Source organism: Salsuginibacillus kocurii DSM 18087 (genome assembly GCF_000377705.1).
GTDB classification, from domain to species: Bacteria; Bacillota; Bacilli; order Bacillales; family Marinococcaceae; genus Salsuginibacillus; species Salsuginibacillus kocurii.
Genome location: NZ_KB898628.1, coordinates 115,565 through 129,485 on the forward strand (window position 1 = coordinate 115,565; position 13,921 = coordinate 129,485).

The window sequence follows — 13,921 nt, forward strand, 5'->3', positions numbered from 1 at the left end:
TTGAAAAGCTTGGAACACATAACGCACGACATCTTGCGCCAAGCACTTCACGCGAAGGCCAGCGACATCCATTTCCATCCCCGTCCCACTGATGTAGTCCTCTCCATGCGCATTAATGGCAAACTCCACCGCATTCAAACCCTTTTAAAAACCCAAGCCACTAAAATCATCTCCCATCTTAAATTTAAAGCCGGCATGGACATCGGGGAATACCGCAGGCCCCAGCACGGTGCGTTGCAAATGCGTATTGATGATACGTTGTTTCATCTTCGTCTGTCCACACTCCCTACCCCTTTCTTTGAAAGACTCGTCATACGTCTCCTCCCTCACGAAGAGATTGATCTCCTTCAAGACTTACCCTTATTTATCGCTGACACAAAACGGCTTGAACGGTTGCTGCACTATCCCCAAGGATTAATTGTTGCCACCGGCCCTACAGGTTCAGGCAAAACGACCACCATGTATGCCTTGCTCAAGCGCTATTTGACATTAAGCGACCGACAAGTGATAACAGTTGAAGATCCTGTTGAAAAACAAACGGCTTCGTTCACGCAGATGTCAGTTAATGAACTGGCTGGGCTTACGTACCAGCATGCCTTAAAAGCTGCTCTTCGTCATGATCCTGACGCTTTAATGGTTGGTGAAATTCGGGACCCAGAAACAGCAGCACTTGCTGTAAGGGCAGCGTTAACAGGTCATCTCGTATTTAGTACGATGCATACGAGTACAGCGCGTGGCGCGCTCTATCGGCTTCGCGAATTTGGCGTTTTAGAATCGGATATTCAAGAGACATTGCAAGCAGTTATTTCTCAACGGTTGATTCCATTAACGTGTCCGTGGTGTGAAGACGAATGCTCGCTTTATTGCCCGAACTATGAAAGACAAGGCCGTAAAGCGATATATGATATTTTAGACCGCTCAGAAGTGCTTAAAGCTTCCCAAGAAATGACGCATGGCTCTAGTCAGCTTCGAAGAGGACAATTGGGCAAGCAAATAAAAAAAGGAATTGCACTTGGTTATCTGCATGAACGCTCCTATCATGAGTGGGAGGGCGATTAAGCGTGAGAAAACGGATGAAAGCCTTACACAAAGCAGATATATTAAGAAAAACAGGCAGGTTGATGGAACAAGGGTACCCGTTGCAAGAAGCTGCTCAATTATTAAAGCATGAACATAGCGGCCCCACAGCTACTGCTCTTAATAAGTGGATTGAGCAATTAAAGAATGGGACAAGCCTATATGAAAGTCTTTGTGCATTTCAACTGCCTGGCGAAATTCAAGCCTATATTTATTTCGCTGAACAGGAAGGTAATATTGCAGAAGGCTTAGCTGGGGCTGGTGAAATGTATCAAAAGCGAGAACAGTTTCGTCAGAATATCTCAAGGTTGCTGCGTTATCCGCTTCTTTTACTCTGGTTATTTCTTCTTTTATTTTCCTTCATGGTTTTTTATGTACTGCCCCAATTTCAACTCCTCTTTCAATCACTCGATACAGATTTTCCTTTAATCACGCGTGTTGTTTTAAGCATTGCTGACTCCATCCCTTTTTTAGTTGGTGTAGCAGCAATGATTTTGCTGGTGCTAGCTTTCTTTTATATTCGTGTCTTTAGGCATTTAACACCGAGGCGCCAAGTTCAAGGTCTTCAAAAAGTTCCAGGACTCTCATATATGGTCCAGTTAGTGATCACTTATTATTTTAGTTATCACTTTGGACGCTTGCTTCGTAGTGGATTGTCTATTAATGATGTGATACAAGTATTTACTAAGCAAGCAGATTTACTTTTTTTTCAAACTGAAGCAGAACGGATCTCTGCTCAGCTTATAGCAGGCGAAAGCTTTAGTGATACGATGAATTCTGGAAAAATATATCGGCCGGAACTACCAGCAATTATTAGACATGGGCAGCAGAGCGGGTCTTTAAGCAAGGATCTTATTTACTATAGTGAACACTTATGGGACCGTATCCACGAGCGCATGCAAGCGCTCTTGATGATTATTCAGCCCCTTCTCTTTTGCCTGGTTGGGGGGTTGATTTTACTATTATTTCTTTCAGTATTTCTTCCAGTGTTTCAACTGATATCAGCTCTCGAGTAAATATTATTAATAGGAGGAGCGTATGGATAACACTTCACCTGATCACCATGTAATGGAGTATTTGCTATATCTCGAAGATAGAATCAAACAACTTGAAGAGCATCAACATGAAGACACGGTAGGCCTTTTAAAATGGATATACAGTTATCAGCTTTCTGATAAAGAGTAAGTTTTGTTCATGCTGCATATTAAACGAATTCCATTTTGCTGAAGTTAAAAGCGGTGATTGGTGACTGTTTCAGTTCAATCACTTTCCCAAAAAGTTGTAAATAAAAAAAGGCTCTTACGGGGCCAAACATAAAGGAGAATGCATATGAAATTGACTAAGAATGATAGAGGTTTTACGTTAATAGAAATGGTTATCGTCCTTCTTATTATCTCTGTGCTGTTGTTGGTTGCTGTGCCCAATATGGTTACAAATAGTTCAGTAGCTCATTCTACCGGATGTGATGCTACTATAGATTTATTGCAGGCTCAATTAGGAGCGTATGAGATAGAAACAGGAGAAGAGGTTTCATCTCTTGATGATTTAGTTGATGGTGATTACGTTGATCGCACGACTTGTCCTGATGGAACACCGCTTACAATTTCAAATGGATCAATCGAACGTGATGAATAGAAGTAGGAATAATCAGAACGGCCATACTCTCCTGGAAATGATCATCGTTTTACTGCTTTTCTCTATCATTCTTCTCATTCCTTTGTTTACTATTTCTCCATACAATAAAGGGCTTACAACCGGCCAGTTTTTTGAACAATTGCAACAAGATATTCTCTTTGCTCAGCAAAAAGCAATTACTTACCGTGTCCCTGTACATGTTGAATTTTTTCCATATGGCAATGCTTATCGTGTCGTTAAACAAGGTTCTACCTTCGTTGAGCGAGAAGCCCCAGACCATATTGATATTAGGCAGGGAAGCCTACATGAAGCGGCGGTCCGTTATAACATGAATGGGAATGTCCGTTATGCCGGGAGTGTAGGTTTTTATAGCGAAGAAGGCAGGTATCGATTAGTTGTCTTACTTGGGCAAGGGAGGTTTTATATTGAGAAACCAGACGGGACTTACGTTAATTGAAGTTCTTACCGGTTTATTTCTTGTTAGTTTTATCGCAACAGTAATGGTGCCGGTACTAGTAGCGACGTATGAGGAAAGAATGGCAGTAAAAGAAGAAAGAGAAGTGTTACTGTACCTGCAAGCACACGTTCAAGCTATCCTTCATGAGGGAGAGAAGCCTTCTCCCTTATCCTTTGACTATGAACTCAGCCACAATAAGGCTAGCAGGCAATGGTGTGTACATTGGCTGGCTGATAACAATCAAGCGAAAAAGCGATGTGAGTATTATGAAAACTAAAGACGAATCGGGATTTACTTTGCTGGAAACGATAATTGCCAGTCTGGTTTTTTTTACAATTGTTCCACTGCTCGTTTATTTTATCTATCTCCTTCAGTCAGCAACGGCTTCGTATGCTTCAAATGAACAAGAACTGATCCTTTTTTCACAGCGCTTAACGCAAGAAGCTAAATCCGCTGTACGAATTGAAGAAGAACATGAGCATGTAGCGCTTATTCTTGGCAGTGGGAAGGTAGTTACTTATAGCCAGAGTAATAATCAGTTGATCCGCCGTGTTGACCAGTCAGGGCATGAAATTGTTTTGCAAGGTGTGGATGAGTTTAATATTGAGAGCCACTCCAATCAAACGGTTGTGCATCTCAATTTGCAAAATGGCGGGAGTTATGAGCTTCCCTTATATACATGGTTGGTGCCTGAGGAGGTGGAGAAGTGGGTGAGAGAGGTGCCGTAACACCGATAGCCATTATGATTTCTTTTTTGCTTAGTGTTGTCTGTTTGCATCAATTGTCATTATTTATGCTAGAAAAAGAATCTATGCAATCACAGCATGAACACTTTTCTGCCCAGGCCTTGTTAACGCTGGCTGAGCGCAAATGGTGGGAGGAGGTAGCGGCCGTGGAAAAAGAAAGTACCTTCACGTATGAATTTCAGCAAGGTACTGTCGAAGTTCAACACCGGGAGTATTCGGAAGAAGAAATGATAGTACGCTGGGTGGCTGAGACAAAGGAAGGGGCGGTGGCCCAGCATGGCTATTTGTTACAAAAAGAGGCATTTACTACAGAAACGGCTGAAGGTATAAAAGAAGATAAGGAAAAAGAGGAAGAATAATGGGAATGCGATTCGGTGACACTAGAAAAAAAGATAAAGGGTGATGCACGGTGGAGCCTAATTCCTTCATCACTTATCTTGTCCGCCAGATGGTCGAAAGGCTGGAGGGTCGAACCCGACAAACTAAACAAAAAGAACGCCCGCATTCTTTGTCTTTTCATTGGTTTGGCATGGTGCCGATGGCGTTAAAAATCGGTTGGAACAAAAAGCGCCCGAAAGTGAAAAAAGAAAAAAGCAGAAAAACCAAATAAGGCGCTGCTTCTGAGTAACTCGATGAATACTTCTGTCTATGTTCACGAAATGTATAAGTTTTGTCACTTTCTTGAGAGCGGGAACATTTACAAAGCCTTTTATAGTCGTATATAATAAATGCAAGTAGGTGTGCATGCGAAGAATCTCTAGGAGAGCTCTCGCATGCGAAAACTTCAAAGATAAGGAGGGCCGCTTATGGATCGTATGTTCCGCGTTATTGCATTTTGGACCGGAATTTTTGCTGTTCTGTTTCTTGCTGGGGACTTTTATCAATTGTCTTTATTATTCTTTGCTCAAACAGCAGGGTTCTTAGCTGTTGGTTATATGGGATTAACAGAGCGTATGTACATTTACATTTTTGGTGCTTATCTCACTGTTTTCATGATTGGGTTTACGTACTATACAACGTTCTTGTTAGAGCCAACGGTGTAAAACGAACATTTCCGCTAAGCTACATAGGCGAACAAAAAGAAGCGCTTTCTCCTACTTTAGGGAGGGCGCTTCTTTTTTGCCGTTTAAACTGTTGAGTTATGACAAGCCATTTAAAAATGGGTTTGCGTTCATTTCATTGGCTACAGTCGTTACTGGTCCATGTCCGCTTGCGACTTGCGTTTCTTCTGGGAGCTCTAATATTTTATTGTGAATTGACGACAGAAGGGTATCCATGTCTCCGCCAAGAAGGTCGGTTCTGCCTACCCCGCCTGAGAAGAGGACATCACCGGAAAAAACTGTTTCGCTTTCTTTATGATAGAAGGACACACTGCCTGGTGAATGACCCGGTGTTTCATAGACGGTAAAGGAAAAGCCACCGATTGAAAGTGTGCCTTCTTCTTTTACGTAATGGTCAGCAGGACGAGTTGTAATATGCATATTGGCTAATAGTTTTCCTGATCCATTTTTCTCAGGGTCGCCCAACCAGTCTTTTTCTAATTCATGCACATAAACAGGAATGTCGTAATGGTCGCGCACCTCATCAACAGCTCCAATATGGTCGAAGTGCGCGTGAGTAAGTAAGATGGCTAAAGGCTTTATGTTTCGTTCTGTTAACCAGGAAATTAATGAGGCAGCGTCACCGCCGGGGTCAAAAATAATAGCGGCTTTGTCGTTATTTTCTAATACATAAGCGTTGGTCTGGATAGGTCCGAGTGGTAACTGTGTCCAATGCATAGTACGTTTCCTCCTTATTTATACCTTTTCATGAGCTGGAAGGTTTTTGTAATACAGATGTAACTGTAAAATAAACCGTGACCTGCTTTTTCAACTCGACAAATGAAATGATTGCTTGTAAAATTAGGTATGAAATTAATTTATATTTTTTTTCGCTCCATTGTCAAATTTATGTGATCTCAACAAATTTAATTACCGTATAATAAAAAGTAGTTAGATGTGCAATCATAGGGATAGGTCTGTTGAGGTCCACCTTTATTCGATTTACATATGGAAGGAGGAAGTATAGTGGCTCTTGGTGTTACTTTATTATTTGTTGCTATTTTATCTGCAATTGCCGTAGTACGTGAAACAAAGCGCCGTAATTTTTTCGGAGCGGGCTTCGCTGTTCTTTCTGTGCTCGTTTTTGGATTCTTTTCTGTAATGACCATTTTCATAAGTGGGGCTCCGGAAGTTTAGGGGGGAAAGATACGATCGTCTGCTTCTAGGCAACTTTCGTAGTAAACCTGACTCGAAATAGTAGGTCTAACCTGTTTGACTTAGCAGCTCCTGTATTTTCTTAAAAAAAGACGTAAAAGACACCTTGTCCTTTTAAGTAAAAGGAGGGTGTCTTCTTTTTTGTTGAAGATAAAACAACCCACTGTTGATAATTTGTACTTGGATGGAAGGGCTGAATAAACGAATGAGAGCTTCTTTTTCCGCTCTAAATGCAGCTGTTTCTTCTTCGGCTTCATAGAAGCTGTTTAGCCGCTCAAGTTCCTCTTCTAATCTTTGATTCGAATGGGCTGCCCATTCATGGTTAGCTTCTTTGCATTCTGTTAAGAGGTAGGACCGGATCCGTTCATAAGCCGAGCCAAGCTGAATTAACGGAGAAAGGGTAAAAGCATAATCCGGAATCGATTCAGCAAACCTGTAATTTTTCAATTCATCCATAAAAGAACTGCGTAATTCTCCGCTGATTAACTGTAAGCCAAACGAATAAATCGTGTCTTCCCGCTTTTCGCAGCATTTACTAAGGAGAATGTTCATGCAAAGCCATGGTTCAAGCGGATAACTAGATGCCGCTTGGTAGGCTGGCTGTTGATACAGCTTTGTGTATTTCCCCTCTCCCTTTGCATAATTAAATAATTGGTGCAGACGCGGCGAACCATAATAAATATATTCCTCATGATCATATGGTTCAACTGTTGTCCAGTTAATGGTCATCGGTTCAGGTTCATTGCCTGCAGCTCGTACATATTGCCAATAAAATGGACGATTCATCAATGCTTTATCCAGCTTTTCATTTAGTCTAGCTGTGATTCGCACGCCGTCATTACGTTGAATATCCGCTCCTTCGGCTGTGAAAAAGCGATGCATAAATGAATAGATTTCTTCAGGCTTCATAACGCTTTCCTCCTTCGCTCCTCTGGTTTACCTGCTTAGAAAAAGATTGAACCTGTTCCATTGCTAATCTGAAGGATTGGTCGACGGAATGAACGGGTTGTTTTTCGAGAATATCATCAAGTTTGCCAATCACCGTCTCAAACATGCCTATTTTTGAATAGAGTAAGGAAACGATATGTTCTTCAATTGTTCCTTCAACGTACATGTTCACTACTTCTACGTCTTGCGTTTGCCCAATACGGTGCACCCGACCAATCCGCTGTTCTACTCTCATCGGGTTCCAGGGCAGGTCAAAATTGACGATACGATGGCAAAATTGAAGATTTAAGCCTTCTCCACCTGCTTGTGTAGCGACCATCACCGGAATGCGGGTTTCAAACAAGCGCTGCATCCATTCTTTCTTGCTGCGTTTAAATCCTCCTCGAAATGGCACAGAGACAATACCATGCTGTTTTAAAAACCATTGAATATACAGCTGGGTAGCCCGGTACTCTGTAAAAATAATTACTTTCTCTTCAGGTTTTTTGAGTAAAGAAAGAAGCTTTTCTGCTTTGGAGTTAATTTGGCACTCTTCTAGATAGGAAAAGGCGGTTCGAAGCTGCTCATCGGTCACCGGCATTTCTTTCATGGTTAAAAAGAACGCTTCCTTACTGCTCGTTAATTCGCGTTTTAATGTAGTTTTCATGAGGCCTGTCACTTCGTTTGCTTCCTGACTTAATGTCTCAATAAAGTCATAAAGCTTTTGTTCAGCCGGAGAAAAGCTTACTTTCAGATTACGCACATGACGGTTGGTCCAGTCCAGGTCAGTTTCAGCTCTGCGGTTTCTGATCATGACTTGGCGAATCAAACCTTGCAATTGTTTACGCTGTTCTTGGTCTTTATATAAATTTTTAAAATCAGAGATATGGCCAAGATGGCCAGGCTTTAAAATAGAGATCAGATAAAATAATTCTTCGATTTTATTTTGCACCGGTGTAGCAGTTAATAACAGACAATAGCTTTTTGAAAGCTCTTGTACGAAGGCATAGTTTTTCGTTTGCGCGTTTTTTAAGCGGTGGGCTTCGTCAATAATAACCAGATCATAGGACTGGTCAAGCACAATTTCACGATTGGGAGAACGTTTGGCCGTGTCAAGTGATGCTACCAGCACGTCAGCTTGCTCCCAGGAATATGCTTTTTTTTGAGCAACTGCGGGAATTTGAAAGTTTTGGTATAGCTCTTGGGTCCATTGTGATACAAGGGACGCGGGGGTTAAGATGAGTACTTTTTTAACAAGCCCGCGAATCAAATACTCTTTTAAAATAAGACCTGCTTCAATTGTTTTTCCTAATCCCACTTCATCAGCTAATATTGCTTGCCCATTCATATCTTCAACTACGCGTCGTGCTGCTTCTAGTTGGTAATTATGAAACTTCATAAAGGGCAGATGCCGAGGAGAAAGAAGCCCATTAAAAGAAGGTACAGCCTGGTGGGTCGCACTTTCGTAAGCTAACTGGAACATCTCCCAATTGGCAACATTCGGTTCGTTAGCTGGTTTATCAAAAAAAGGCTCCTGCCAAGCCTCACAAAAGCGAATGTCAACAAACATTAAAGTCATTCCTTTCAAAAAGGATTGTCATAAAAATATGAAAAGTGCTACACTATAAGCGATTCTAGTTATATTGTGTGCGAGTCATTAGAATTACATACAGCGGATGAGAGCAAGGGGAGAGACTGCTGACGAAGCAGCGCCGAAGGAGCAAACTTAAACTTCATGTTTATGTGAATCTCTCAGGCAAAGAGACTCTTGCTTGACGCAGCTCTGGAGAGTGTCTGTTAATTTTCATTAACATAGACCACCCACGAAGACATTCTTTTATCGGCAGATAAGAGAAGAAACTTTCTGGTTGAAGGACAGAGACCCCCTGCAACAAAAAAGGGGCGTTTCTGTCCTTTTTTGTTGTTGATTATGGTTAAAAAGGAAGGCTGTTTTCGCAATCTTTGTTATTTTTGTCGAATATGATTAAGAAGTGAAAGGTGATGGCGCTCTTGTGCCAGGGCTGAAAGCATCTGCCTCGAGCGAATGCAAAGGCTCACTGTTTAGAAAACAGCCAAAAGAATGAAGAGCAAAAGAAATTTAGTAAGGTGGAGGCGGTAATATGAGTAAGGGAAAGCACACTCCCCTTTTTCCGGCGTATGAAAAAGAAGGAGCAAAGACTGTAGATTTTGGCGGTTGGGAGATGCCTGTGCAATTTTCTAGTATTAAAGAAGAGCATTATGCTGTCCGTAATCAAGCAGGTTTGTTCGATGTCTCCCACATGGGCGAAGCACGGGTAAAAGGCCCGGATGCTTTAGCTCTATTGCAGCGCGTAATGACAAACGATGTTTCTAAATTAACGCCAGACCGGGCTCAATACACCTTAATGTGTAATAAACAAGGTGGCACGGTTGATGATCTGCTCATTTATCACTTAGCTGAAAATGATTATTTTCTTGTCTTAAATGCAGCGAACCAAGAGAAAGACATTGCCTGGATTAAAGAGCATATCCAGCCTGAAGACGACGTGGAAGTGACGGATGTTTCGGACGACTATGCACTTCTTGCCGTCCAGGGACCAGTTGCAGAAGGGATTGTACAAAAGTTGGCTGACCTTGAATTAAGCGAAATTCGCTTTTTCCGCTTTAGGCAGCAAGTAAAACTTGGAAATGTTAAAGGCCTTATCTCTCGCACTGGATATACCGGTGAAGATGGGTTTGAAATTTATTGTGCAGCGGAAGATGCTTATGAATTGTGGGAGGCGCTTCTCGAAGCTGGTCGGGGGGAAGGTCTTGTGCCATGCGGCCTGGGCGCAAGGGATACGCTGCGATTTGAAGCGCGGCTGCCGCTTTATGGCCAGGAGATTACTGAAACGATTTCTCCGCTTGAAGCAGGACTTGGCTTTGCTGTGAAGCTAGATAAAGACACGGCTTTCACGGGGCAAAAAGCACTAAAAAAACAAAAAGAAGAAGGTCTAACCCGTAAATTAGTAGGCATTCAAATGGTGGATAAAGGCATTCCCCGCACAGATTATTCTGTGCATGATCAGGCAGGTAATGAAATTGGTCATGTCACGACCGGCACTCAGTCCCCAACTTTAGGAGAAAATGTAGGACTTGCGCTTGTCGACATTGAGCATACAAATTTGGAACAGCCCCTATGGGTGCAAGTCCGCAAGAAACGTTTAAAAGCAGTCGTTCGAAAAACCCCTTTTTATAAAAGAATGTAAGTAAAGGAGAGAGGAAGTTGTCTTATCGCTATCTACCAATGACAGATGCCGACCAGGAAGACATGTTGGCCACAATCGGTGTGGAAAATAAAGAAGAGTTGTTTGAAGATGTAAATGGCACGATTCGGTTACAGCGGCCGCTTAATTTACAGCCGGCTCTTACAGAAATGGAGCTAGTAAAAGAATTTGAACAGCTAGCTGCTAAAAACACGACCATGAAGACGACACCGTCTTTCTTAGGAGCGGGAGTATATCATCATTTTATCCCTTCCGTCGTCAGCCATGTTACTTCTCGTTCGGAATTTTATACAGCTTATACCCCGTACCAACCAGAAATGTCGCAAGGTGAACTCCAAGCGATTTTTGAATTCCAGACTATGGTTTGTGAGCTCACCGGCATGGAGATCGCTAATTCATCAATGTACGACGGCCATACGGCTTTGGCTGAAGCGGCTGTTATGGCTTGTGGCCAATATAAAATGAAACGGCAGAAACTGCTTATTTCTGCAGGGGTGCACCCGGAAGCACGCGATGTGGTTAAAACACAAGCTAAAGGTCCGGGATTAACAGTAGAAGAAGTAGCAGTTACGAGCGGTGCTACAAACGAGGAAGCGTTAAAGCAAGTGCTCAACGAAGAAGTAGCAGCTGTCATTGTCCAGTACCCGAACTTTTTTGGCACCATCGAAGACCTTCGCCAGTTAAAAGAGCAGGCTGAACAAGCAGGAGCAATGTTTATCGTAAAAAGTAATCCACTTGCGCTGGGGATGTTGACCCCTCCTGGAGAATTCGGAGCTGACATTGTCGTAGGTGACACGCAGCCGTTTGGGATTGCTGCTCAATATGGTGGACCTCATTGTGGCTATTTTGCCACTACGAAAAAATTAATGCGGAAAGTGCCGGGCCGCCTCGTCGGTCAGACGGTGGATGAAGATGGGCGCCGCGGCTTTGTGTTGACCTTACAAGCAAGAGAGCAGCATATTCGCCGTGATAAAGCGACGTCTAACATTTGTTCTAACCAGGCATTAAATGCGTTAGCCTCTTCAGTTGCCATGGCAGCTCTAGGAAAACAAGGCGTTAAGGAGATGGCTTATCAAAGCTTGCAAAAAGCACACTACGCCAAGCGTAAACTTCAGGAAGCAGGTTGCAAACTCCCTTATGAAGGACCAGTTTTTCACGAATTTGTAGTAGAGCTTGGGCAGCCGGTGAAAAAAGTGAACGAGTTGCTGTTTGAGAAAGGCTTTATCGGCGGGTTTGATCTTGGTCAGATTGATGCTTCCCGGAATGAAGAAATGCTCGTTTGTGTAACAGAAATGCGAACGAAAGAGGAAATTGATGCATTTGCTGAGGCGATCGGAGGGATCCTTTCATGAGAGAACAAGAACACACGTTAATATTTGAAGAAAGCGCACCGGGACGAAGAGGGAGTGTGCTGCCTGACCTTGATGTGGAAGAAACACCTGTCTCAGAGTTGATTCCATCCGAATTCATTCGCGAAAAAGCGCCTGACTTGCCGGAAGTCTCTGAGTTGCAGCTTATGCGCCATTATACGTCTTTATCCACCCGCAATTACGGGGTGGATTCAGGGTTTTATCCATTAGGTTCTTGCACGATGAAGTATAATCCGAAGATAAATGAAGAAGTGGCAAAACTGGACGGTTTAACCAACATTCACCCTTATCAGCCTGAAGAACAAGTACAAGGGGCGATGCGGTTAATGTATGATCTGCAGACCTCGTTGGCGGAGATCACTGGGATGGAAGAAGTAACCTTGCAATCAGCGGCAGGAGCACAAGGTGAATGGACCGGGCTGATGTTAATCCGTGCTTATCATGAAGCGAATGGAGATACCAACCGAACAAAAGTCATTGTGCCGGATTCTGCCCATGGCACAAACCCAGCCTCTGCTGTTGTGGCCGGATTTGAGACGGTTACTGTTAAAACAGATGAAAGAGGACTTGTTGATCTTGAGCATTTAAAAGAAGTAACCGGAGAAGATACTGCAGCTCTCATGCTCACAAATCCGAATACATTAGGGTTATTTGAAGAAGATATTGTCGAGATGGCTGAAATTATTCATGAAGCCGGCGGAAAGCTTTATTATGACGGTGCCAATTCTAATGCTATTCTAGGTATAGCCCGTCCCGGCGACATGGGGTTTGATGTTGTTCACTTAAACTTGCATAAAACCTTTACCGGCCCGCACGGCGGAGGGGGACCAGGAAGCGGTCCAGTCGGTGTAAAAGCGGATCTCGTACCATTTTTGCCGAAGCCGCTTTTAGCTAAAACGGAAAATGGATATACCTGGGATTATGACCGACCACAAGCGATCGGAAGAATTAAGCCGTTTTACGGGAACTTTGGTATTAATGTTCGGGCTTACAGCTACATCCGCACGATGGGAGCTGAGGGACTAAAACGAGTTTCTGAACTGGCAGTTATTAACGCTAACTACCTGATGAAAAGACTTGAGCCGTATTACGAGGCACCGTATGAGCGGTACTGTAAGCACGAGTTTGTCCTTTCAGGCAAGCGCCAGAAGAAATTAGGGGCTCGTACGCTCGATATTGCCAAACGCCTCCTCGACTACGGCTATCATCCTCCGACTATTTATTTTCCAATGAATGTTGATGAATGTATGATGATAGAGCCAACGGAAACTGAATCGAAAGAGACGTTAGATGCGTTTGCTGAGGCGATGATTGCGATTGCCAAAGAAGTAGAAAAAGACCCGGAGATCGTTCAAGAAGCACCTCATACTACACCGGTGGCACGATTAGACGAAACCACTGCAGCCAGAAAGCCAGTGTTAAAATATGAAAATCCAGATCATGAAAAAGAACCAGCAAGGCTTTAAGCCTTCGCTGGTTCTTTTCCTTACACCGTAAGAATGTATAAATAGTTAGAAGGAAACAGTATACGTGCAACGAAGGCTCAGCCAACTCCGTAGGCTAGGCTGAGCCAAGTTTTCTTTATCGGACTCCAGGTTTTTTTCTCGAAGCCAAGAAGGTTAACTCATGTAATTAGCAACCATCTATTAGAAAACTGTCTTATTTTTTGGTTTTAATTTTGCCTGTCCATTTTTTGAAACCTTTATTCAAATGATAGAGATCTTCATGGCCGTGTTTCTTTTTAAGAATGCGGGCAGCTTGTCGGCTTCGGGCCCCGGATTGACAGTATAAATAAACGGGTTGGTCTTTCCTGACTTCATTTAATCGTTGTTTTAACTGCGACATTGGAATGTTCCGGGCACCTAAAATATGGCCACCATTATATTCGCGTGGTTCACGCACATCGATTAGTTGTGCTTTGCGGTAGCCTTTCTTAAAATCTACCTGATTCAACTCTGTTAGATACTTTGGTGTCATGTAACGGCGTCCGAGTACAAAAAGCAAAAACCCAATGAGGACTCCCCACATAATAAGTGTAAATAAATCCATCTATCTCTCTCTCCTTTATATAATTCCCTATCTATTCTACTATTTAAAGGTATGCTTAGCAGATAATCCAAAACAGCTGAAGATGTACGTTTACATGGAGGCAGTCAGCTCTATTGCGGTGGCAGAGCACTCCCTCTCTCCGATAATTAGCTATTTTATA

18 protein-coding genes and 1 riboswitch are annotated in these 13,921 nt (G+C 42.9%); of the genes, 14 read left to right on the forward strand and 4 right to left on the reverse strand.

Annotated features, from left to right (window positions below; all coding sequences use genetic code 11):
• From comGA to D469_RS0112830, 10 genes are all read left to right on the forward strand, one after another.
• On the forward strand, positions 1 to 1,059 hold the full coding sequence (gene comGA / locus D469_RS0112785; RefSeq protein ID WP_018923786.1) for a competence type IV pilus ATPase ComGA: 1,059 nt from the start codon (positions 1 to 3) through the stop codon (positions 1,057 to 1,059).
• Positions 1,060 to 1,061: 2 nt separating this feature from the next.
• Positions 1,062 to 2,093: a competence type IV pilus assembly protein ComGB gene (gene comGB / locus D469_RS0112790; RefSeq protein ID WP_018923787.1), complete on the forward strand. Its 1,032-nt coding sequence runs from the start codon at positions 1,062 to 1,064 to the stop codon at positions 2,091 to 2,093.
• 22 nt (positions 2,094 to 2,115) lie between these two features.
• Positions 2,116 to 2,262: a hypothetical protein gene (locus D469_RS22105; RefSeq protein ID WP_018923788.1), complete on the forward strand. Its 147-nt coding sequence runs from the start codon at positions 2,116 to 2,118 to the stop codon at positions 2,260 to 2,262.
• 144 nt (positions 2,263 to 2,406) lie between these two features.
• The gene (comGC, locus tag D469_RS0112800) at positions 2,407 to 2,712 is read left to right on the forward strand and encodes a competence type IV pilus major pilin ComGC (RefSeq protein ID WP_018923789.1); all 306 of its coding nucleotides are present in this window, start codon (positions 2,407 to 2,409) and stop codon (positions 2,710 to 2,712) included.
• A complete protein-coding gene (comGD, locus tag D469_RS21235) occupies positions 2,663 to 3,169 on the forward strand; it encodes a competence type IV pilus minor pilin ComGD (protein WP_169577119.1) in 507 nt (168 codons plus the stop codon). Before comGC ends, comGD begins: the two co-directional genes overlap by 50 nt.
• A complete protein-coding gene (locus D469_RS22375; RefSeq protein WP_018923791.1) occupies positions 3,138 to 3,446 on the forward strand; it encodes a prepilin-type N-terminal cleavage/methylation domain-containing protein in 309 nt (102 codons plus the stop codon). Before comGD ends, D469_RS22375 begins: the two co-directional genes overlap by 32 nt.
• Positions 3,436 to 3,897, forward strand: coding sequence for a competence type IV pilus minor pilin ComGF (gene comGF, locus D469_RS0112815; protein WP_018923792.1), 462 nt, complete (start codon positions 3,436 to 3,438; stop codon positions 3,895 to 3,897). Before D469_RS22375 ends, comGF begins: the two co-directional genes overlap by 11 nt.
• Complete coding sequence (locus tag D469_RS0112820; RefSeq protein WP_156816992.1) at positions 3,876 to 4,274, forward strand: hypothetical protein; 399 nt, start codon at positions 3,876 to 3,878, stop codon at positions 4,272 to 4,274. The genes comGF and D469_RS0112820 overlap by 22 nt, the downstream gene beginning before the upstream one ends.
• A 50-nt stretch (positions 4,275 to 4,324) precedes the next feature.
• Complete coding sequence (locus D469_RS0112825; protein ID WP_018923794.1) at positions 4,325 to 4,525, forward strand: YqzE family protein; 201 nt, start codon at positions 4,325 to 4,327, stop codon at positions 4,523 to 4,525.
• 196 nt (positions 4,526 to 4,721) lie between these two features.
• The gene (locus D469_RS0112830) at positions 4,722 to 4,958 is read left to right on the forward strand and encodes a DUF2626 domain-containing protein (protein WP_018923795.1); all 237 of its coding nucleotides are present in this window, start codon (positions 4,722 to 4,724) and stop codon (positions 4,956 to 4,958) included.
• A 96-nt stretch (positions 4,959 to 5,054) separates the two neighbouring features.
• On the opposite strand, the gene D469_RS0112835 is transcribed toward D469_RS0112830, so the two are convergent.
• A complete protein-coding gene (locus D469_RS0112835; protein WP_018923796.1) occupies positions 5,055 to 5,693 on the reverse strand; it encodes an MBL fold metallo-hydrolase in 639 nt (212 codons plus the stop codon).
• 288 nt (positions 5,694 to 5,981) lie between these two features.
• Between D469_RS0112835 and D469_RS21700 the strand changes: the two genes are divergently transcribed.
• The gene (locus D469_RS21700) at positions 5,982 to 6,152 is read left to right on the forward strand and encodes a DUF2759 domain-containing protein (protein ID WP_018923797.1); all 171 of its coding nucleotides are present in this window, start codon (positions 5,982 to 5,984) and stop codon (positions 6,150 to 6,152) included.
• 132 nt (positions 6,153 to 6,284) lie between these two features.
• Here D469_RS21700 and D469_RS0112845 read toward each other — a convergent pair whose 3' ends face one another.
• Positions 6,285 to 7,079, reverse strand: a complete 795-nt coding sequence (locus D469_RS0112845) for a YqhG family protein (protein WP_018923798.1) — start codon at positions 7,077 to 7,079, stop codon at positions 6,285 to 6,287.
• Positions 7,069 to 8,667 (reverse strand): DEAD/DEAH box helicase, encoded by a 1,599-nt coding sequence (locus tag D469_RS0112850; RefSeq protein WP_018923799.1) that lies wholly within the window; start codon positions 8,665 to 8,667, stop codon positions 7,069 to 7,071. Before D469_RS0112850 ends, D469_RS0112845 begins: the two co-directional genes overlap by 11 nt.
• Before the next feature lie 106 nt (positions 8,668 to 8,773).
• Positions 8,774 to 8,875: riboswitch (glycine riboswitch) on the forward strand.
• A gap of 342 nt (positions 8,876 to 9,217) precedes the next feature.
• On the opposite strand from D469_RS0112850, the gene gcvT reads away from it, so the two are divergent.
• The 3 genes from gcvT to gcvPB are packed head-to-tail and all read left to right on the forward strand — an operon-like array spanning position 9,218 to position 13,178.
• Positions 9,218 to 10,324, forward strand: coding sequence for a glycine cleavage system aminomethyltransferase GcvT (gene gcvT, locus D469_RS0112855; RefSeq protein WP_018923800.1), 1,107 nt, complete (start codon positions 9,218 to 9,220; stop codon positions 10,322 to 10,324).
• A 17-nt stretch (positions 10,325 to 10,341) separates the two neighbouring features.
• Entirely contained in the window at positions 10,342 to 11,694 is a 1,353-nt protein-coding gene (gene gcvPA / locus D469_RS0112860) for an aminomethyl-transferring glycine dehydrogenase subunit GcvPA (RefSeq protein ID WP_018923801.1), read from the forward strand.
• Positions 11,691 to 13,178: an aminomethyl-transferring glycine dehydrogenase subunit GcvPB gene (gene gcvPB / locus D469_RS0112865; protein ID WP_018923802.1), complete on the forward strand. Its 1,488-nt coding sequence runs from the start codon at positions 11,691 to 11,693 to the stop codon at positions 13,176 to 13,178. The genes gcvPA and gcvPB overlap by 4 nt, the downstream gene beginning before the upstream one ends.
• Positions 13,179 to 13,371: 193 nt before the next feature.
• Here gcvPB and D469_RS0112870 read toward each other — a convergent pair whose 3' ends face one another.
• Positions 13,372 to 13,761 (reverse strand): rhodanese-like domain-containing protein, encoded by a 390-nt coding sequence (locus tag D469_RS0112870; RefSeq protein WP_018923803.1) that lies wholly within the window; start codon positions 13,759 to 13,761, stop codon positions 13,372 to 13,374.
• Positions 13,762 to 13,921: the final 160 nt, after the last annotated feature.